The sequence below is a fragment of the Altibacter sp. HG106 genome (assembly GCF_028561755.1).
In the GTDB taxonomy this organism is placed as follows: Bacteria; Bacteroidota; Bacteroidia; order Flavobacteriales; family Flavobacteriaceae; genus DFVG01.
This window is the reverse complement of the sequence record NZ_JAQQTD010000005.1, coordinates 313,219-326,884: the sequence shown is the minus strand read 5'-3', so window position 1 is coordinate 326,884 and position 13,666 is coordinate 313,219. Positions and strand designations below refer to the sequence as shown.

At 43.5% G+C, this 13,666-nt stretch carries 13 protein-coding genes; 4 read left to right on the top strand and 9 right to left on the bottom strand.

Annotated features, from left to right (window positions below; translation table 11 throughout):
• Nucleotides 1-2: 2 nt before the first annotated feature.
• From coaE to PO830_RS10640, 3 genes are all read left to right on the top strand, one after another.
• A complete protein-coding gene (coaE, locus tag PO830_RS10650; protein WP_272853549.1) occupies nucleotides 3-587 on the top strand; it encodes a dephospho-CoA kinase in 585 nt (194 codons plus the stop codon).
• A 77-nt stretch (nucleotides 588-664) separates the two neighbouring features.
• Nucleotides 665-2,227 carry a sensor histidine kinase gene (locus PO830_RS10645; protein WP_272853548.1) on the top strand — a complete coding sequence of 521 codons (1,563 nt, stop codon included), beginning with the start codon at nucleotides 665-667 and terminating at the stop codon, nucleotides 2,225-2,227.
• Between the two features lie 3 nt (nucleotides 2,228-2,230).
• A complete protein-coding gene (locus PO830_RS10640) occupies nucleotides 2,231-2,947 on the top strand; it encodes a response regulator transcription factor (RefSeq protein ID WP_272853547.1) in 717 nt (238 codons plus the stop codon).
• Nucleotides 2,948-2,982: 35 nt separating this feature from the next.
• Here PO830_RS10640 and miaA read toward each other — a convergent pair whose 3' ends face one another.
• Genes miaA through PO830_RS10605 form a run of 7 tightly spaced genes read right to left on the bottom strand, consistent with a single transcriptional unit; the run spans nucleotide 2,983 to nucleotide 9,918 of the window.
• Complete coding sequence (gene miaA / locus PO830_RS10635) at nucleotides 2,983-3,894, bottom strand: tRNA (adenosine(37)-N6)-dimethylallyltransferase MiaA (RefSeq protein ID WP_272853546.1); 912 nt, start codon at nucleotides 3,892-3,894, stop codon at nucleotides 2,983-2,985.
• Nucleotides 3,884-4,738, bottom strand: coding sequence for an ion transporter (locus PO830_RS10630; RefSeq protein ID WP_272853545.1), 855 nt, complete (start codon nucleotides 4,736-4,738; stop codon nucleotides 3,884-3,886). The genes miaA and PO830_RS10630 overlap by 11 nt, the downstream gene beginning before the upstream one ends.
• Nucleotides 4,739-4,750: 12 nt before the next feature.
• A complete protein-coding gene (locus PO830_RS10625) occupies nucleotides 4,751-6,130 on the bottom strand; it encodes an exonuclease domain-containing protein (RefSeq protein ID WP_272853544.1) in 1,380 nt (459 codons plus the stop codon).
• 23 nt (nucleotides 6,131-6,153) lie between these two features.
• Complete coding sequence (locus PO830_RS10620) at nucleotides 6,154-6,810, bottom strand: YggS family pyridoxal phosphate-dependent enzyme (protein ID WP_272853543.1); 657 nt, start codon at nucleotides 6,808-6,810, stop codon at nucleotides 6,154-6,156.
• 1 nt (nucleotide 6,811) lies between these two features.
• The gene (locus PO830_RS10615) at nucleotides 6,812-8,050 is read right to left on the bottom strand and encodes a DUF1015 domain-containing protein (protein ID WP_272853542.1); all 1,239 of its coding nucleotides are present in this window, start codon (nucleotides 8,048-8,050) and stop codon (nucleotides 6,812-6,814) included.
• A gap of 8 nt (nucleotides 8,051-8,058) precedes the next feature.
• Nucleotides 8,059-8,946 (bottom strand): 3-hydroxyacyl-CoA dehydrogenase family protein, encoded by an 888-nt coding sequence (locus PO830_RS10610; RefSeq protein WP_272853541.1) that lies wholly within the window; start codon nucleotides 8,944-8,946, stop codon nucleotides 8,059-8,061.
• Nucleotides 8,947-8,949: 3 nt separating this feature from the next.
• Nucleotides 8,950-9,918, bottom strand: coding sequence for a Gfo/Idh/MocA family protein (locus PO830_RS10605; RefSeq protein WP_272853540.1), 969 nt, complete (start codon nucleotides 9,916-9,918; stop codon nucleotides 8,950-8,952).
• A 125-nt stretch (nucleotides 9,919-10,043) separates the two neighbouring features.
• Between PO830_RS10605 and PO830_RS10600 the strand changes: the two genes are divergently transcribed.
• Nucleotides 10,044-10,685, top strand: coding sequence for a protein-L-isoaspartate(D-aspartate) O-methyltransferase (locus PO830_RS10600; protein ID WP_272853539.1), 642 nt, complete (start codon nucleotides 10,044-10,046; stop codon nucleotides 10,683-10,685).
• Nucleotides 10,686-10,688: 3 nt separating this feature from the next.
• Here PO830_RS10600 and PO830_RS10595 read toward each other — a convergent pair whose 3' ends face one another.
• Entirely contained in the window at nucleotides 10,689-11,105 is a 417-nt protein-coding gene (locus PO830_RS10595) for a hypothetical protein (RefSeq protein WP_272853538.1), read from the bottom strand.
• A gap of 44 nt (nucleotides 11,106-11,149) precedes the next feature.
• Nucleotides 11,150-13,639, bottom strand: coding sequence for a DUF5686 and carboxypeptidase regulatory-like domain-containing protein (locus tag PO830_RS10590; protein WP_272853537.1), 2,490 nt, complete (start codon nucleotides 13,637-13,639; stop codon nucleotides 11,150-11,152).
• Nucleotides 13,640-13,666 lie beyond the last annotated feature (27 nt).

Genomic DNA, 13,666 nt, shown 5'->3' with positions numbered 1-13,666 from the left:
CTATGAAGATTATCGGACTTACCGGTGGAATTGGTAGCGGAAAGACTACCGTGGCAACGATGTTTGGAGCCTTAGGTATTCCTGTATACGTCGCAGATGAAGCCGCAAAACGACTTATGAACACGTCTGATGCTATTCGCAACGAGATTTGCAAATTGCTAGGAAAGGAAGCGTACGAGGGCAACACTTTGAATCGGGCCTGGATCGCACAACAAGTGTTTCAGGATACTGCCTTGTTGGAACAATTGAATCAAATTATACACCCGGCGGTGGGAGCCGATTTTAAAGCGTGGACACAATCGCTAGACGCTCCTTATTGTATTAAAGAAGCGGCCATATTGTTTGAAAGCGGAGCCTATAAACAGTGCGATGCGGTCGTGGTAGTAACGGCACCGAAAGAAACAAGACTAGCGCGCGTTTTGAAACGAGATGATACCGATGAAGCTTCCATTAAAGCTAGAATGGCACACCAACTATCGGATGCCGAGCGCGTAGCCAGAGCCGATTTCGTTATTGAAAATCTAGACCTCGAAGCCACGAAAACACAGGTAGAAGCCCTCCATAGAAAGCTGTTAAAAATGCCCTGAAGCCTTAGTTTTATTGATTTTGTTAACATTTGGTTAAACACCCCATTGCCTAAATGTTAAAATCTTACTTTTGAGCTATGAATAAAAAGCTATTCGCTTTACTGATCGCGCTCATGAGTCTGGCCCTGCTTGGAATTATCTTTATTCAGGGCTATTGGATTCGAAATTCATATCAGCAGAAAAAAGATCAGTTTTCATTCAATGCACGGCAAATTTTACTACATGTTGCTGAAAAAGTACGGAATAGAGAGGTGGAAGATTACTACAACGTTTACAACTCTTTATTAGATAGCATTGAAGCCCCAGAAAATGTTAGCATTACAGAACTTATTTACACCATTCGGAATAACGACAATAATGAGACCATCATTTATACCGATCGAATTTCCGAAGAAGACTTTAAATTATCATCTAGTTTTTTAGATTCCGAATTAGACAGCGTACAATTCAAAAAAATAATCAATTCCAAAAAGACGCAACGCTTTAGTGATGGCGTGGATGGTGGAGCTGGAACGAAATCGACCGTCGAGTCGTTTAAACGGCTACCCGAATACGAAAAGAAACAATTTGAAAGTGCTGTTAAGAATATTTCTGCCAAACTTCCCATTCACAAACGGGTTACCAAAGAAGAGATCGAATCCCTACTTAAAAAAGGGGTCAGTGAACGCGGATTAGACGCCAATTTCGAATTTGCCGTGTACAGTAAAAGTCTCGCTACTCGCGTGCGAAGTCAGGATTTTGAACTAGATCCGGAAACTACGTATTTGGTACCTTTATTTGGTGAAGAAGAGGACGGAAACAACTATAACCTTTATGTCAACTTTTTTGATAAGCAGAAGCAGGTACTAAGTTCTATTTTAGGAATGGCCGTTTTGTCGCTGGCGTTTACGTCGGTGATTATCATTGCTTATGCGAGCGCACTCTCACAGATCTTTAAACAGCGTCAGATCTCTCAGATCAAAAGTGATTTCATCAATAACATGACCCATGAATTCAAAACGCCTATCGCTACGATCAATTTGGCGTTAGATGCGATGAAGAACCCAAAGATCACAGATAACAAGGAGTATTTAGAGCGTTATTTGAAGATGATCCGCGATGAAAACAGACGAATGCACGCGCAAGTAGAAAATGTGTTGCGTATTTCGAAACTCGAAAAGAACGAACTAGACCTACCTAAGGAGCGTATCAAATTACATGACATTGTGGAAGACGCCATCTCTCATGTGAGTCTCATCATGGAAGACAGACAGGGATATATTAAAACACATTTTGGCGCATTGAAATCTTCTATCCTTGCCAACCCCTCTCATTTCGAGAATGTGGTGGTCAATATTTTGGATAATGCGATCAAATATTCCGAAGAACCTCCTAAAATTGACATTTATACCGAAAACGTCAAGAATAGCATCATACTTAAGATTCGCGATCAGGGACTTGGAATGAGCAAAAGCACACAGAAAAAAATATTTGAAAAATTCTACCGTGAACATACGGGAGATATACACAACGTAAAGGGACACGGCCTTGGTCTCGCGTATGTGCAGCGTATCTTAAAAGATCACGATGCAGATATTTACGTGGAAAGCGAAAAGAACAAAGGCAGCACATTTATCATTAAAGTACACTTAATATCTTAATATATGGAAACTGAGAATAAAAAAATCTTATTGGTTGAAGACGATCCAAACTTTGGAACCGTATTAAAGGACTATTTGTCCATGAACGACTATGAAGTAACCCATGCGAAAAACGGAATGGAAGGCTTCGAGAAGTTTAAAAAAGACGATTTCGACCTCTGTATTTTAGATGTAATGATGCCGTATAAAGACGGATTTACATTGGCGAAAGAAATTCGAGAAAAGAATGAAGATATTCCCATTATCTTCCTAACCGCTAAGGCCATGAAGGAAGACGTCCTAAAAGGATATAAGGTGGGTGCCGACGATTATTTGAATAAGCCCTTTGACAGTGAGGTGCTTCTCATGAAGATCAAGGCCATCATCCAGCGAAAAGCAACCGACTCTATCGCAGACAGCAAACAATTCGAGTTTGAAATTGGAAACTTCCACCTCAATTCTAAGCTTCGTTTCCTTACTTATAAAAAAGAAGATCCGGTAAAATTATCGCCTAAGGAAAATGATCTATTGCGTTTGCTAGCCTTGCATAAAAACGATCTTATGCCACGGGAATTAGCGCTTACCAAAATCTGGCGTGACGATAACTATTTTACCTCGAGAAGTATGGATGTTTATATTGCAAAGCTTCGGAAATATCTAGGGAAAGACGATGGTGTTGAGATCATCAATATCCATGGAGAAGGATTCCGATTGGTAGTAAAAGATGAAGTCGACCAATAATAGAAAACGTTAAGTGTAAAAAAAACGCCTGGATTCTAGGCGTTTTTTTCGTTTATAGCATGTGCAATTTCCTCTGGCGCTACCGTATGTTCAAACCATTGAATGGTTTCATTTTTTCGAAACCAGGTGCCTTGTCGTTTGGCAAAACGCCGCGTATTTTTCTTTATTTCAGCGATCGCTTTGTCGAAACTCCAATGACCTTCAAAATATTGAAATAATTCCTTGTATCCTACCGTCTGCAACGCGTTTAACGATCGATATGGAAATAACTTTCGGGCTTCTTCTATAAGTCCTTCGGAAAGCATCGCATCTACCCGCTGGTTAATTCTGTCGTAGACAGTTTCTCTAGGAGCCGTTAACCCTATATAGCGTGTTTCGAAAGGTCGCTGGGGCTTCTCTTGATGCAAATAAGAAGAAAACGGCTGTCCGGTCGCCCGAATGATCTCTAAGGCCCGAATTAATCGATGTGGATTATTGATATCAACCCCTTCATAATAGTCAGGGTCGGTGGCCTGTAGCTCGTGCTGCAAGGCTTCGATACCATCACGCTTCCATTGGGTCATGAGAACATCACGGACTTCTTTGGGTACTTCCGGAAAATGATCGAGTCCGTTAACCACCGCATCTACGTACAAACCCGAGCCGCCTACCATTATAGCGATTTGATGTCGCTGAAAAAGTTGCTCTAATACGGTGAGCGCTTCCGTTTCAAAATCACCTACATTATACGATTGGTGAATCGATTTGTGCTGAATGCAATGATGCGGTATCGCCTCCAATTCTTCCGAAGTAGGCACCGCCGTTCCAATACGCATTTCTTTGAAAAACTGACGCGAGTCGGCTGAGATGATTTCCGATTGAAACGCTTTGGCAAGTGCGATAGCGATTCGCGTTTTGCCAATCGCAGTTGGGCCTACCACCGCAATAAGTAACGGTTTAGGAGGCATTTTCTGAAGTTTCAGGATAGAGATCTTCTCCGCACTTATGGCAGAATTTTGCGTCGTCTCTGTGGCGCAGAGCGTTGCAATTGGGGCAGGCCTTGCTATTAACGTGAACGTAATCACTGCTTCTCGTATATTCGGCACTTACAATCCCCGTGGGTACCGCAATAATTCCATACCCCATGATCATAATTATGGCCGCCAGAAACTGTCCGAAAGGGGTGACCGGGGCAATGTCTCCAAAACCTACAGTGGTTAAGGTTACAATACACCAATACACACTTACCGGGATGCTTTTGAATCCGCTGGCCTCCCCTTCGATCAAATACATCAAGGTTCCGGCAATAATGCAAACAATGAGTACGGCAAAAAGGAAGACCAGGATTTTAGGCCGACTGTCAATCAGGGCCTTTTTCAGTTTGTTGGATTCGCCTATGTATCGAGTGACCTTTAAAATTCTAAACACCCGGAGCAGGCGCAGCGCACGTACGGTAAGCAAGTAGTTACTTCCCACCAGAATAAACGATAGATAGAGTGGCAGGGTAGATAACAGGTCAATAATTCCGTAGAAACTAAAGACGTATGAAGACGGTTTCTTTACCGTAATGATTCGGGCAATGTACTCTAACGAGAAAAAGATGGTGATCACCCATTCTCCGTAATACAGAAGATCGTACACATGTTCCGGGAGGCCGCGTACACTCTCTACCATAACGAAGATCACGCTAATAAAGATGAGCACCAGTAAGACCACATCGAACAGCTTCCCCATGGGCGTGTCTGCCTCATAGATAATGTCGTGTAGTCGCTTGCGCCAAGCGCTCTTTGGTTTTTCTAACGGAACCCCCATGGTGTTGCTCGCTTATGTTTGATGTTTCGGATCTAAAGTTACGATTTTATGAACTTTGTGTTTCCGCAAGTAACTTTGAATGATATGTTGGGCGTCTCGATCGTTTTTCATCGGAGTGATGATCGATCGAAGTACATCCGGTTGGTTGATCTGATAATTCAAATTGTAATAACCATAACCTTTGTAAGCGCCATTTTCGATAAGGATCACAGAACGTTCCTCCACGCTTCTCCCTTTATCGATAATAAGCATATCCTTGTTGTGGTAACTGTGCTTTTCTATGAATTCGGAAACACGCTCGTTATACGATTCGGGTGATTCTTCTCCGATGCATGCCCCCGCACACTCTTTAATGGTGTATTTGAAACAGTTGCCGGAGGTCTTGTGAATCCCTGTCTTTTGTTGACATAGTCCGAATTCTTCCGTAATGCGATGTACCACGTTTTTGGCTTGTTGATAGGTCGTAAAGGTGGTAATGGCCGCTTTCCGTTTGTCTGCCTTTTCAATATGAAGCGTTCGATAGCCATCTGCATCCAGTTGCGACCGCAATTGATATTTAAACAGGGTCTGACGCAAGGCGCGGTTGTAGGTGGGTTTGTTTTGTTTGATCTCCTGACTCTCCTTGAGCTGAGCGATTAGATCATTGCCGGTTTCTTCATAGCTTACCGCCGCCACTTCCAGTTGGATGCGTTTCGATTTACGATTGTCGCTGGTAAAGTGCTGTACCAATCGCTTCCGGATATTTTTACTTTTCCCGATGTAGATAATTTCCCCGTCCTCCCGATGCATATAATACACCCCTGTTTTCGTTGGAGCCGCTTCAATCATATCGAGCAACTTTGGCTCTAATTGACGTTTCGGATCTTTGCGTACTGTTTTTTTAATGATCTCTTTCTCATTATCCTTATTCAATAACATTTTGAATAATTGTAGCGTAGCTTTAGCGTCTCCCTGAGCACGGTGCCGGTCGCTTAAAGGTATGCCCAACGATCGGACGAGTTTCCCCAGGCTGTAGGAGGGAAGGTCGGGAATAAGCTTTTTGGAAAGCTCTACCGTACAAAGCGTATCTCTGTCGAAACTGAAGCCCAGACGTTCAAACTCGGTGGTGAGAATCCTATTGTCAAACTGCGCATTATGTGCCACAAGGGTACAATCCTGGGTAATCTCTACAATGCGTTTTGCCACCTCGTAGAATTTCGGAGCGTTTCTCAGCATTTCATTGTTAATGCCCGTTAGGTTTACAACAAAGGGCTGTATTTTTCGTTCCGGATTGACGAGGCTGGCAAATTGATCAACCGTCTCATGACCATCAAATCGATAGATAGCAATTTCGGTAATACCTTCTTCATTGTACTTTCCTCCGGTGGTTTCAATATCTAAAATAGCGTACATGTAGCAATTGTCTAATCGGGAAGTTACGAATAATTTCGCTCCCCAAAGATGGCACTTCCTACGCGCACCATCGTGGTGTTTTTTTCTAACGCGATGGTATAATCGCCGCTCATTCCCATGGATAAGGTGTGAAACCCGTACCGATCTTTCCAACGGTCGTAGGCAGTTTTTAATTGTTGAAACTCTCTGGAAATTTGCTCCGTGTCCTCGGTAAATGTTGCCATTCCCATGAGTCCGACGATCTTAACGTGTTCGTATTTCTGAAAGGCTTCGGAAGTGAGCAAGGTTTCTGCTTCTGCGACGGTAAGTCCGAATTTAGAGTCCTCATCGGCAATTTTAAGCTGAAGTAACCCCTGAATGACGCGTTCGGCTTTTTTTCCTTGTTTATTGATTTCTTTTAGCAATCTCGGACTGTCAATAGAATGAATCAAATGAACGAAGGGTGCCATATACTTTACTTTGTTCCGCTGTACATGACCAATCATATGCCAACGGATGTCCTTCGGAAGCGTTTCCCATTTGCTCTCCATCTCTTGTACTTTATTCTCCCCAAAATCTCGATGTCCACTATCGTACGCCTCCTGAATGTCTGAAGCAGGCTTGGTTTTGGAAACGGCAACCAGTGTCACCGATTCCGGAAGTTGTTTTTTGAAAGCGATTACATTTTCTGAAATACTCATGTCAAAATTCATATATCGTCACCCCACTACGCAACTTAGGTTCAATATAGGTGGTTTTTGGAGGCATTATCCCTCCTTCATCAGCTATTTGTTTCATCTCATCGGTACTCACCGGAAGTAAGCCAAAGCCCACCGCAGCTTCTCCCGAATCTACTTGTGTTTTCACATAGGCCAGATCTTTTTTTCCATGAGCATAGGTGAGTCGCTGATCGTTTCGGGCATCTGTGATCCCCAGGAGCGGCTTCAGCACAAGCTGATGTAAAATGTGGGCGTCTAAGGCATCCAGAGCACTTTTAAATTCGTGCGCACTCTTTCGAAGGTACAAAGAATAAAAGGCACCGTCCAAGTACATACTAAAGTGGTGTTTCTTCGAAGGCTTATAATATTCTGTGCCACGTTTTTCAATACGGAAGTGCGTATCGAGAGCGATCAAGAACTCTTCTTTCGACATCCCTTTAAGATCCGTTACCAACCGATTAAATTCGTAGATCTTCAGATCGCTTTCCGGAATGAGAAAACTCATAAAATAATTATATGGTTCCGTTCCGTTATGGTCTGGGTTTTCTTCTCTCCATTCTTTAGCCAACAGATAGGAAGAGGAGGTGCGGTGATGCCCATCGGCGATATAGACCGCCTCCATCTGCGAAAAAATGTTCTGAATCTTAGCCACCATTTGCGGTTCCTGTATGCACCATAGATAATGGGTGTCTCTATAGGTGGTCGTAAATTCGTATTCTGCTCGAGTTTCCATCACCTGCTGCATGATGGCTTCCAGTGACGGATTGTCTGGGTAGGTGAGGAGTACCGCTTCGGAATTAAAGCCCACGGTCTTGAGATATTGTTTGAACAAGGTTTCCTTGAACTCAATGGTATCCTCATGCCGTTTCACCCGATCTTCTTCGTAGTCGGAAACCTGTGTTGCCCCCACAATACCGTTAAATTCGAGTCCGTCGCGATTCACGATCTTATAGATATAATAACACGGTTGTTCCTCCTGAATAAAAATGCCGTCCTCTTTAAATTCTAAATACCGATTACGTACCAATTGGTAGCGCTCTACACCCGAGATCTCCTTTTGATACTTGTATCCGGGATTCACGATATGTAAGAATGAAAAAGGGTTGTCCCGCAGTCGCGATTCCCGTTCGGCTTCCGTATAGCTTTCATACGAGCGTGCCGCTAAAAGGCTCACTTTATCTCGCGTTGGCCGTACCGCACGAAATGGAAGAATGGTAGGCATGTCTGGACTTATTTAAACATTGCGGCAACCTGTTCGGCTTTCCGGCTTTCAGAATAGTCATAAAAGCCTTCGCCACTTTTTACGCCTAGTTTACCTGCCATGACCATATTGACTAGCAGCGGACAAGGAGCGTATTTTGGGTTCTTAAAGCCGTCGTGCATTACCTTCAGAATGGAGAGGCAGACATCTAGCCCAATAAAATCAGCTAATTGCAAGGGCCCCATAGGATGTGCCATCCCCAGTTTCATTACGGTATCGATTTCTTGTACACCGGCCACGCCATTGTACAGTGTTTCGATCGCCTCGTTGATCATAGGCATCAAAATTCGATTCGCCACAAAGCCCGGGTAGTCGTTTACCTCCACCGGTACTTTGTTGAGCTTTTCGGAAAGCGTAGCTACCGCTTGGTACGTTTCGTCGCTGGTACTATATCCCTTAATGACCTCTACTAATTTCATGATGGGTACAGGATTCATAAAGTGCATACCAATCACCTTTTCAGGCCGAGAAGTCACCGCAGCGATCTGCGTAATTGAGATAGAGGAGGTGTTGCTCGCAAGGATGGTTTCTTCGGAACAAAGCGAATCTAATTCCTTAAAGATCTTCAGTTTTAGTTCTAAATTTTCAGTGGCGGCTTCCACAACCAATTCTGCTCCTTTGACACCCGCCTCTAAGGACGTATAGGTGCTCAGGTTGTCGAGGGTTTGTTGTTTGTCGTCTTCCGAAATTTTTTCCTTGGCGACCATTCGGTCGAGGTTCTTACCAATGGTGGCAAGCCCGCGATCCAAGGCATCTTGTGAGATATCAATAAGTCGAACGTTATAATTGAATTGCGCAAAGGTATGGGCAATTCCATTTCCCATGGTCCCTGCACCAATAACAGCTACCTGTTTCATTAGTTATAAGGTTTTAAAATGTTCAATAATTTGCATGGCGACGGTGAGCGCCTGAGTTCCCTGTGCTAGTGTGACCACAGGAGTAGTATTGTTTTCGATGGCTTCGGCAAAAGCGTTCAATTCATCTAGAATGGCATTGTTAGGATGAATCGTGGGATTGTCGAAATAGATCTGTTTTTTTACGCCTTCGGCATTTGTGAGCACCATCGCAAAGTCATCTGGTTTTTTAGGCGCGTCTTTCATTTTAACCACTTCCACCTTCTTGTCTAGAAAGTCTACCGAAATGTACGCATCTCGCTGAAAAAAGCGCGCTTTTCGCATTTTCTTCATGGAAATCCGACTCGCTGTAAGGTTTGCCACACAGCCGTTCTCAAATTCAATGCGAGCATTGGCAATGTCGGGTGTTTCAGAGATGACAGACACGCCACTGGCACTAATTTGTTTTACTTCGGAATCAACCACACTGAGAATGGCATCGATGTCGTGGATCATCAGGTCGAGTACCACCGAAACATCGGTACCACGCGGATTAAATTCTGCCAAGCGATGGGCTTCGATGAACATAGGGTTATCGATCATGTGATGCACAGCGCGAAAGGCCGGATTAAAACGCTCTACGTGCCCCACCTGCCCCTTCACTCCGTGTTCTTCAACCAGGGCCAACAACTGTTGCGCCTCGTCCACGGTTTGTGTAATCGGTTTTTCAATAAATAGGTGTTTCCCGGCCTGAATCACTTTTTGGGCACATTCGAAGTGGTATACCGTTGGAGTTACCACATCGATCATATCGCAGGCATCAATAAGCGCTTCCATGGAAGGAAAACTTTGATACCCCAATTCCTTTTCAATTTTTCTTGCAGCTTTTGTATCGGCATCAAAGAATCCTATGAGCTCGTAACGGGACGATTGCTGTAGGAGCTTCAAGTGAATTTTTCCGAGGTGTCCAGCCCCCAAAACGCCTGCTTTTAGCATACTTTCGTGTTTTTCACAAAGGTAACGGTTTTTCGTGTAACTCGAAGGAACCGTATGGGGTCAATTCGGCATCTTTTTTCGACGCATATTTGCGTATTGCCCCATGGTTTTTCATATTTGTAGTCATGAAGGATACCTACACTCACAAGGGCATGCGCAACCGTTTGGTGGCCACTTTAAAAGACAAGGGTATTGCCGACTCTCGAGTGTTGGAGGCGTTCAATGAGGTGCCCAGGCATTTGTTTATGGATTCCGGTTTTATAGATCACGCCTATGTCGATAAGGCCTTTCCCATTGGTGCCAATCAAACCATTTCACAGCCCTATACAGTGGCCCGACAAACCGAATTGCTGAAGGTAAGCGCTGGCGATACCGTCTTGGAAATTGGTACCGGAAGTGGGTACCAATGCGCTATTTTACTAGCCATGGGCGTACAGGTCTATTCTATTGAACGACAAAACGAATTATTCAAAAAAGCACAACGGTTTTTACCCAGGTTGGGGTATCGTCCCAAAAAACTGGTATTTGGTGACGGCTATAAAGGCCTGCCCGACGATGCGCCTTTCGATGGTATTATTGTAACTGCTGGTGCACCGCATGTTCCTAAAGACTTACTCGCACAATTGAAAATTGGTGCCCGACTCGTCATTCCTGTGGGGGAAGGGGTACAGATCATGACCGTTTTCACGAGAACGGATGCTACTTCTTTCGAAAAAGAAGAATTTGGCGAATACCGTTTTGTGCCTATGTTGGAAGATAAGAACTAATTCCTATTCTATTTTCTGGAAGGTAAGGCGGTCGCCGTCATAACATTCGCCGGTAATAATCAAAGTTCCAGAGGCCAGATCATCTAAGATCATCAGTCCGATATCCTGATTGTCGACCCGAAGAAATTGATTCTCACCATAATTGCAAGGATGATCAATGAGTTGATACGAATAGGTTCCTTGCTCGAGATAAACCGGGGTGCTGTCATCTTTTAGGATTACTTCAATTCGTTGCTTGTCAAAATTTATCTTCCAAATGATCGCTTCTGAAGGGTATTCGGTACTAGCTCCGCCAAAGGGATTGGTTTTCAAGCGTAGCGTAAAAGAAGTTGTGTCATCTTGTGCAATATTGTCATTATTATTACATGATGAAATATTGAGCCCCACCCAGAGATATAAAAGAACGTAGCCGAGGTTCATATCGTTTTATTTTTAAGATGCTAGAATGCTCAAACGGTTGCGTGTTAGTCGAGTAGGTCTAAAAACTTGAGTCCGAAGATAAACGCGCCATCGCCAACACCGTTGTAATAGGAACGTACATAATCTAACCGAAGCAACCGAAATTTCCCGATCCCCAGATTATCGATACCAATGGAAAACTCGGTATACGGTTTTTTTGAATCGATTGATAAGACGTGTGCTCCGGCAATGAGATTAAAGTTCAATTGATTGATGCCCGGAATCTTTCCGAGAATCCAACCGCGGAAATCATGCTCCAGATGACCTTCAAAATAGTGTGAATTGGTGCTTAGGTCGTAATAGGGGAGCAGGTTGAAATTATTGGTGTAATTTATCGAGGTACCTACCCGCGTTTGATTGCCATTAAAATGTTGATAATCGATGAAGGAAATGCCGTCTCCATTAAAGAAGGTGCCTCCTTTTAAGCGATAATAAAACTGACCTTTGTTTCCGAGTCCGATGCTCTGATACAAAGAGGCGCGCAGCTGACTAAAATCGTAATTAGACCGATTGGTACTGGTGCCATTCTCGAAGGTAACAATGAGTTCCGGATATTTTTCGTTTCCGATATTAAATTTCATTTCAGGATTGCTGAAATATTTCTGCCCAAAATTGATCCGTGCGGAAAGCTGTGTTTTTACTATGTTGTGGTCTATAACTCCCGGAATTCCTTCATTCAACGGAAGCTGTGGATTATTAGAGGTATATTGAACGTCGTCTTGCGGAAAGATGGTATAGCCGGTATTATTGAATACTGCTTGTCGATTTTCATAGGCTACTTGCGCATAGAGATGCAGTCCATTCACCACTTCCTGACTGTAGTTGAGTTGTGCATAATTTCGCTCGTATAGCTTCATGTAATTCCGTTCAAAAAAAAGGGTAGACACACTATTGATTAAGGGAGAGATAGGTTCACTGGGATTGAATTGTGTGAGTTCACTTCCACCCGAAAGGGAAAACCGCAAGCGGTCTCTCAAGTTGAACATTCGGGATACACTAGCCGTAAAGCGTACGCGATCTTCTGCGATTCCGTAGGCAGCATTCACGCCCACTCGAAACCAGTTTGTCTGGTTGTCGTCATACCATTTATAATAGGAAACGCCTGCCTTGCTATTCCATCCTTGAACCGTATTAAAACGTGTTTCCGAAAGGGGGCCGTCATAATTGAGACTCCATTTTTCAAAACTATTTTTAAACGAGTAACCGGTCAACAAACTGAGAATTCCCGGTTTGTTGTTTTTACGATCAATAGAATCTAAGTATGGCTTCGAATTTCGTAAGGTCTGAATACTATCTTTCCGGATGTAGTCATTGAGTTCTTCATCGGTAAGCGGCACGGGGCGCGATCCTTTCCAAAACAGACTGTCTTTTTTATTAGCTTCCGGTTTAAAAGATAGCACTTCATTGGTAAACGAACGTTTTTCAAATTGAGGTTCAAAATCGTAATTGCTGTATACCGCGATAAACCTTCCGTCGCCATCAACCCCTAGAAAGCCGAAACCGAAGTCGATAGATTGCGAAATTTTCACCCAAAAATCATGTGTTTCGTCGTATTTAAAATTCTGCTTAAACACCAAATCTTCCACCATAGGCACTTGGATGGCTTGCCCATTGGTAGCGAGTTCGAGGCCGTAGAGCTGCCAATCATCTTCTACAATGTACACATAGCCATTAAACACCCGGTCTTTAGGGCGTTTTGGGATGACCTTGATCTTATTGATCATTTTGTTTCCTTCGTAGAACACGCCGTCCAGCTGATACTCATAGTAGTTCAGCGCATTATTGGCGATAGGCGATACCATAGCGCTATAGAGTTCAATGGAGTTCTCGTAGAACGAAAAATTGGCCTCTTGGGCGCTGTTAAAGCTAAAGCCGTTGTCATCCCCACTCACTTTGCTCGCTATGATGGTTTCTTTGAATTCGTTAGGATGCTGATAGGCAATTTCTGAAATGGTTTCTGAAAGGTATACAATCCCACTACGGGTAGAATCTAAGGCCCCATTGAAATCACCCACTTCCTGTCCCATAACCCGTTCCGGAATATTCTCCACGTGCCAGAGTCCGCGTGAGTAGAAATCCGCAGTAAACTCAGAAATCTTCGCCAGATTTTCTCTCCGTTGAGCGATGGTTTCACGAATGATGCGATAGGCGGGGTCTTCAGTATTGCTAAGGATCACTTCGTCTAAACTGATGGATTCTTCTTCGAGCATTACATTTAACACAAACGGAAACTGTTTTGGCTGGATGGTCTTCGATAATTTTTTGTAGCCCAAATACTGGAATGAGATGGTATAGCTACTCTGTTTGGAAAGCGTGAGCTCATAATTTCCTTCTTCGTTTGAAGTGGTGCCTTGATAGCTTCCTTCCAAATAAATATTCACATAAGGAAGTGAATTGCCTTTTGCGTCGGTTACTTTTCCAACAATTTGCGCGGAAACACTAAAACTTGCTATAAACGCAAGGCATACGAAAATGCTTCGTAGAAATATAGTCATGATGTTCAAAGAAATAGAAAAGGCGCT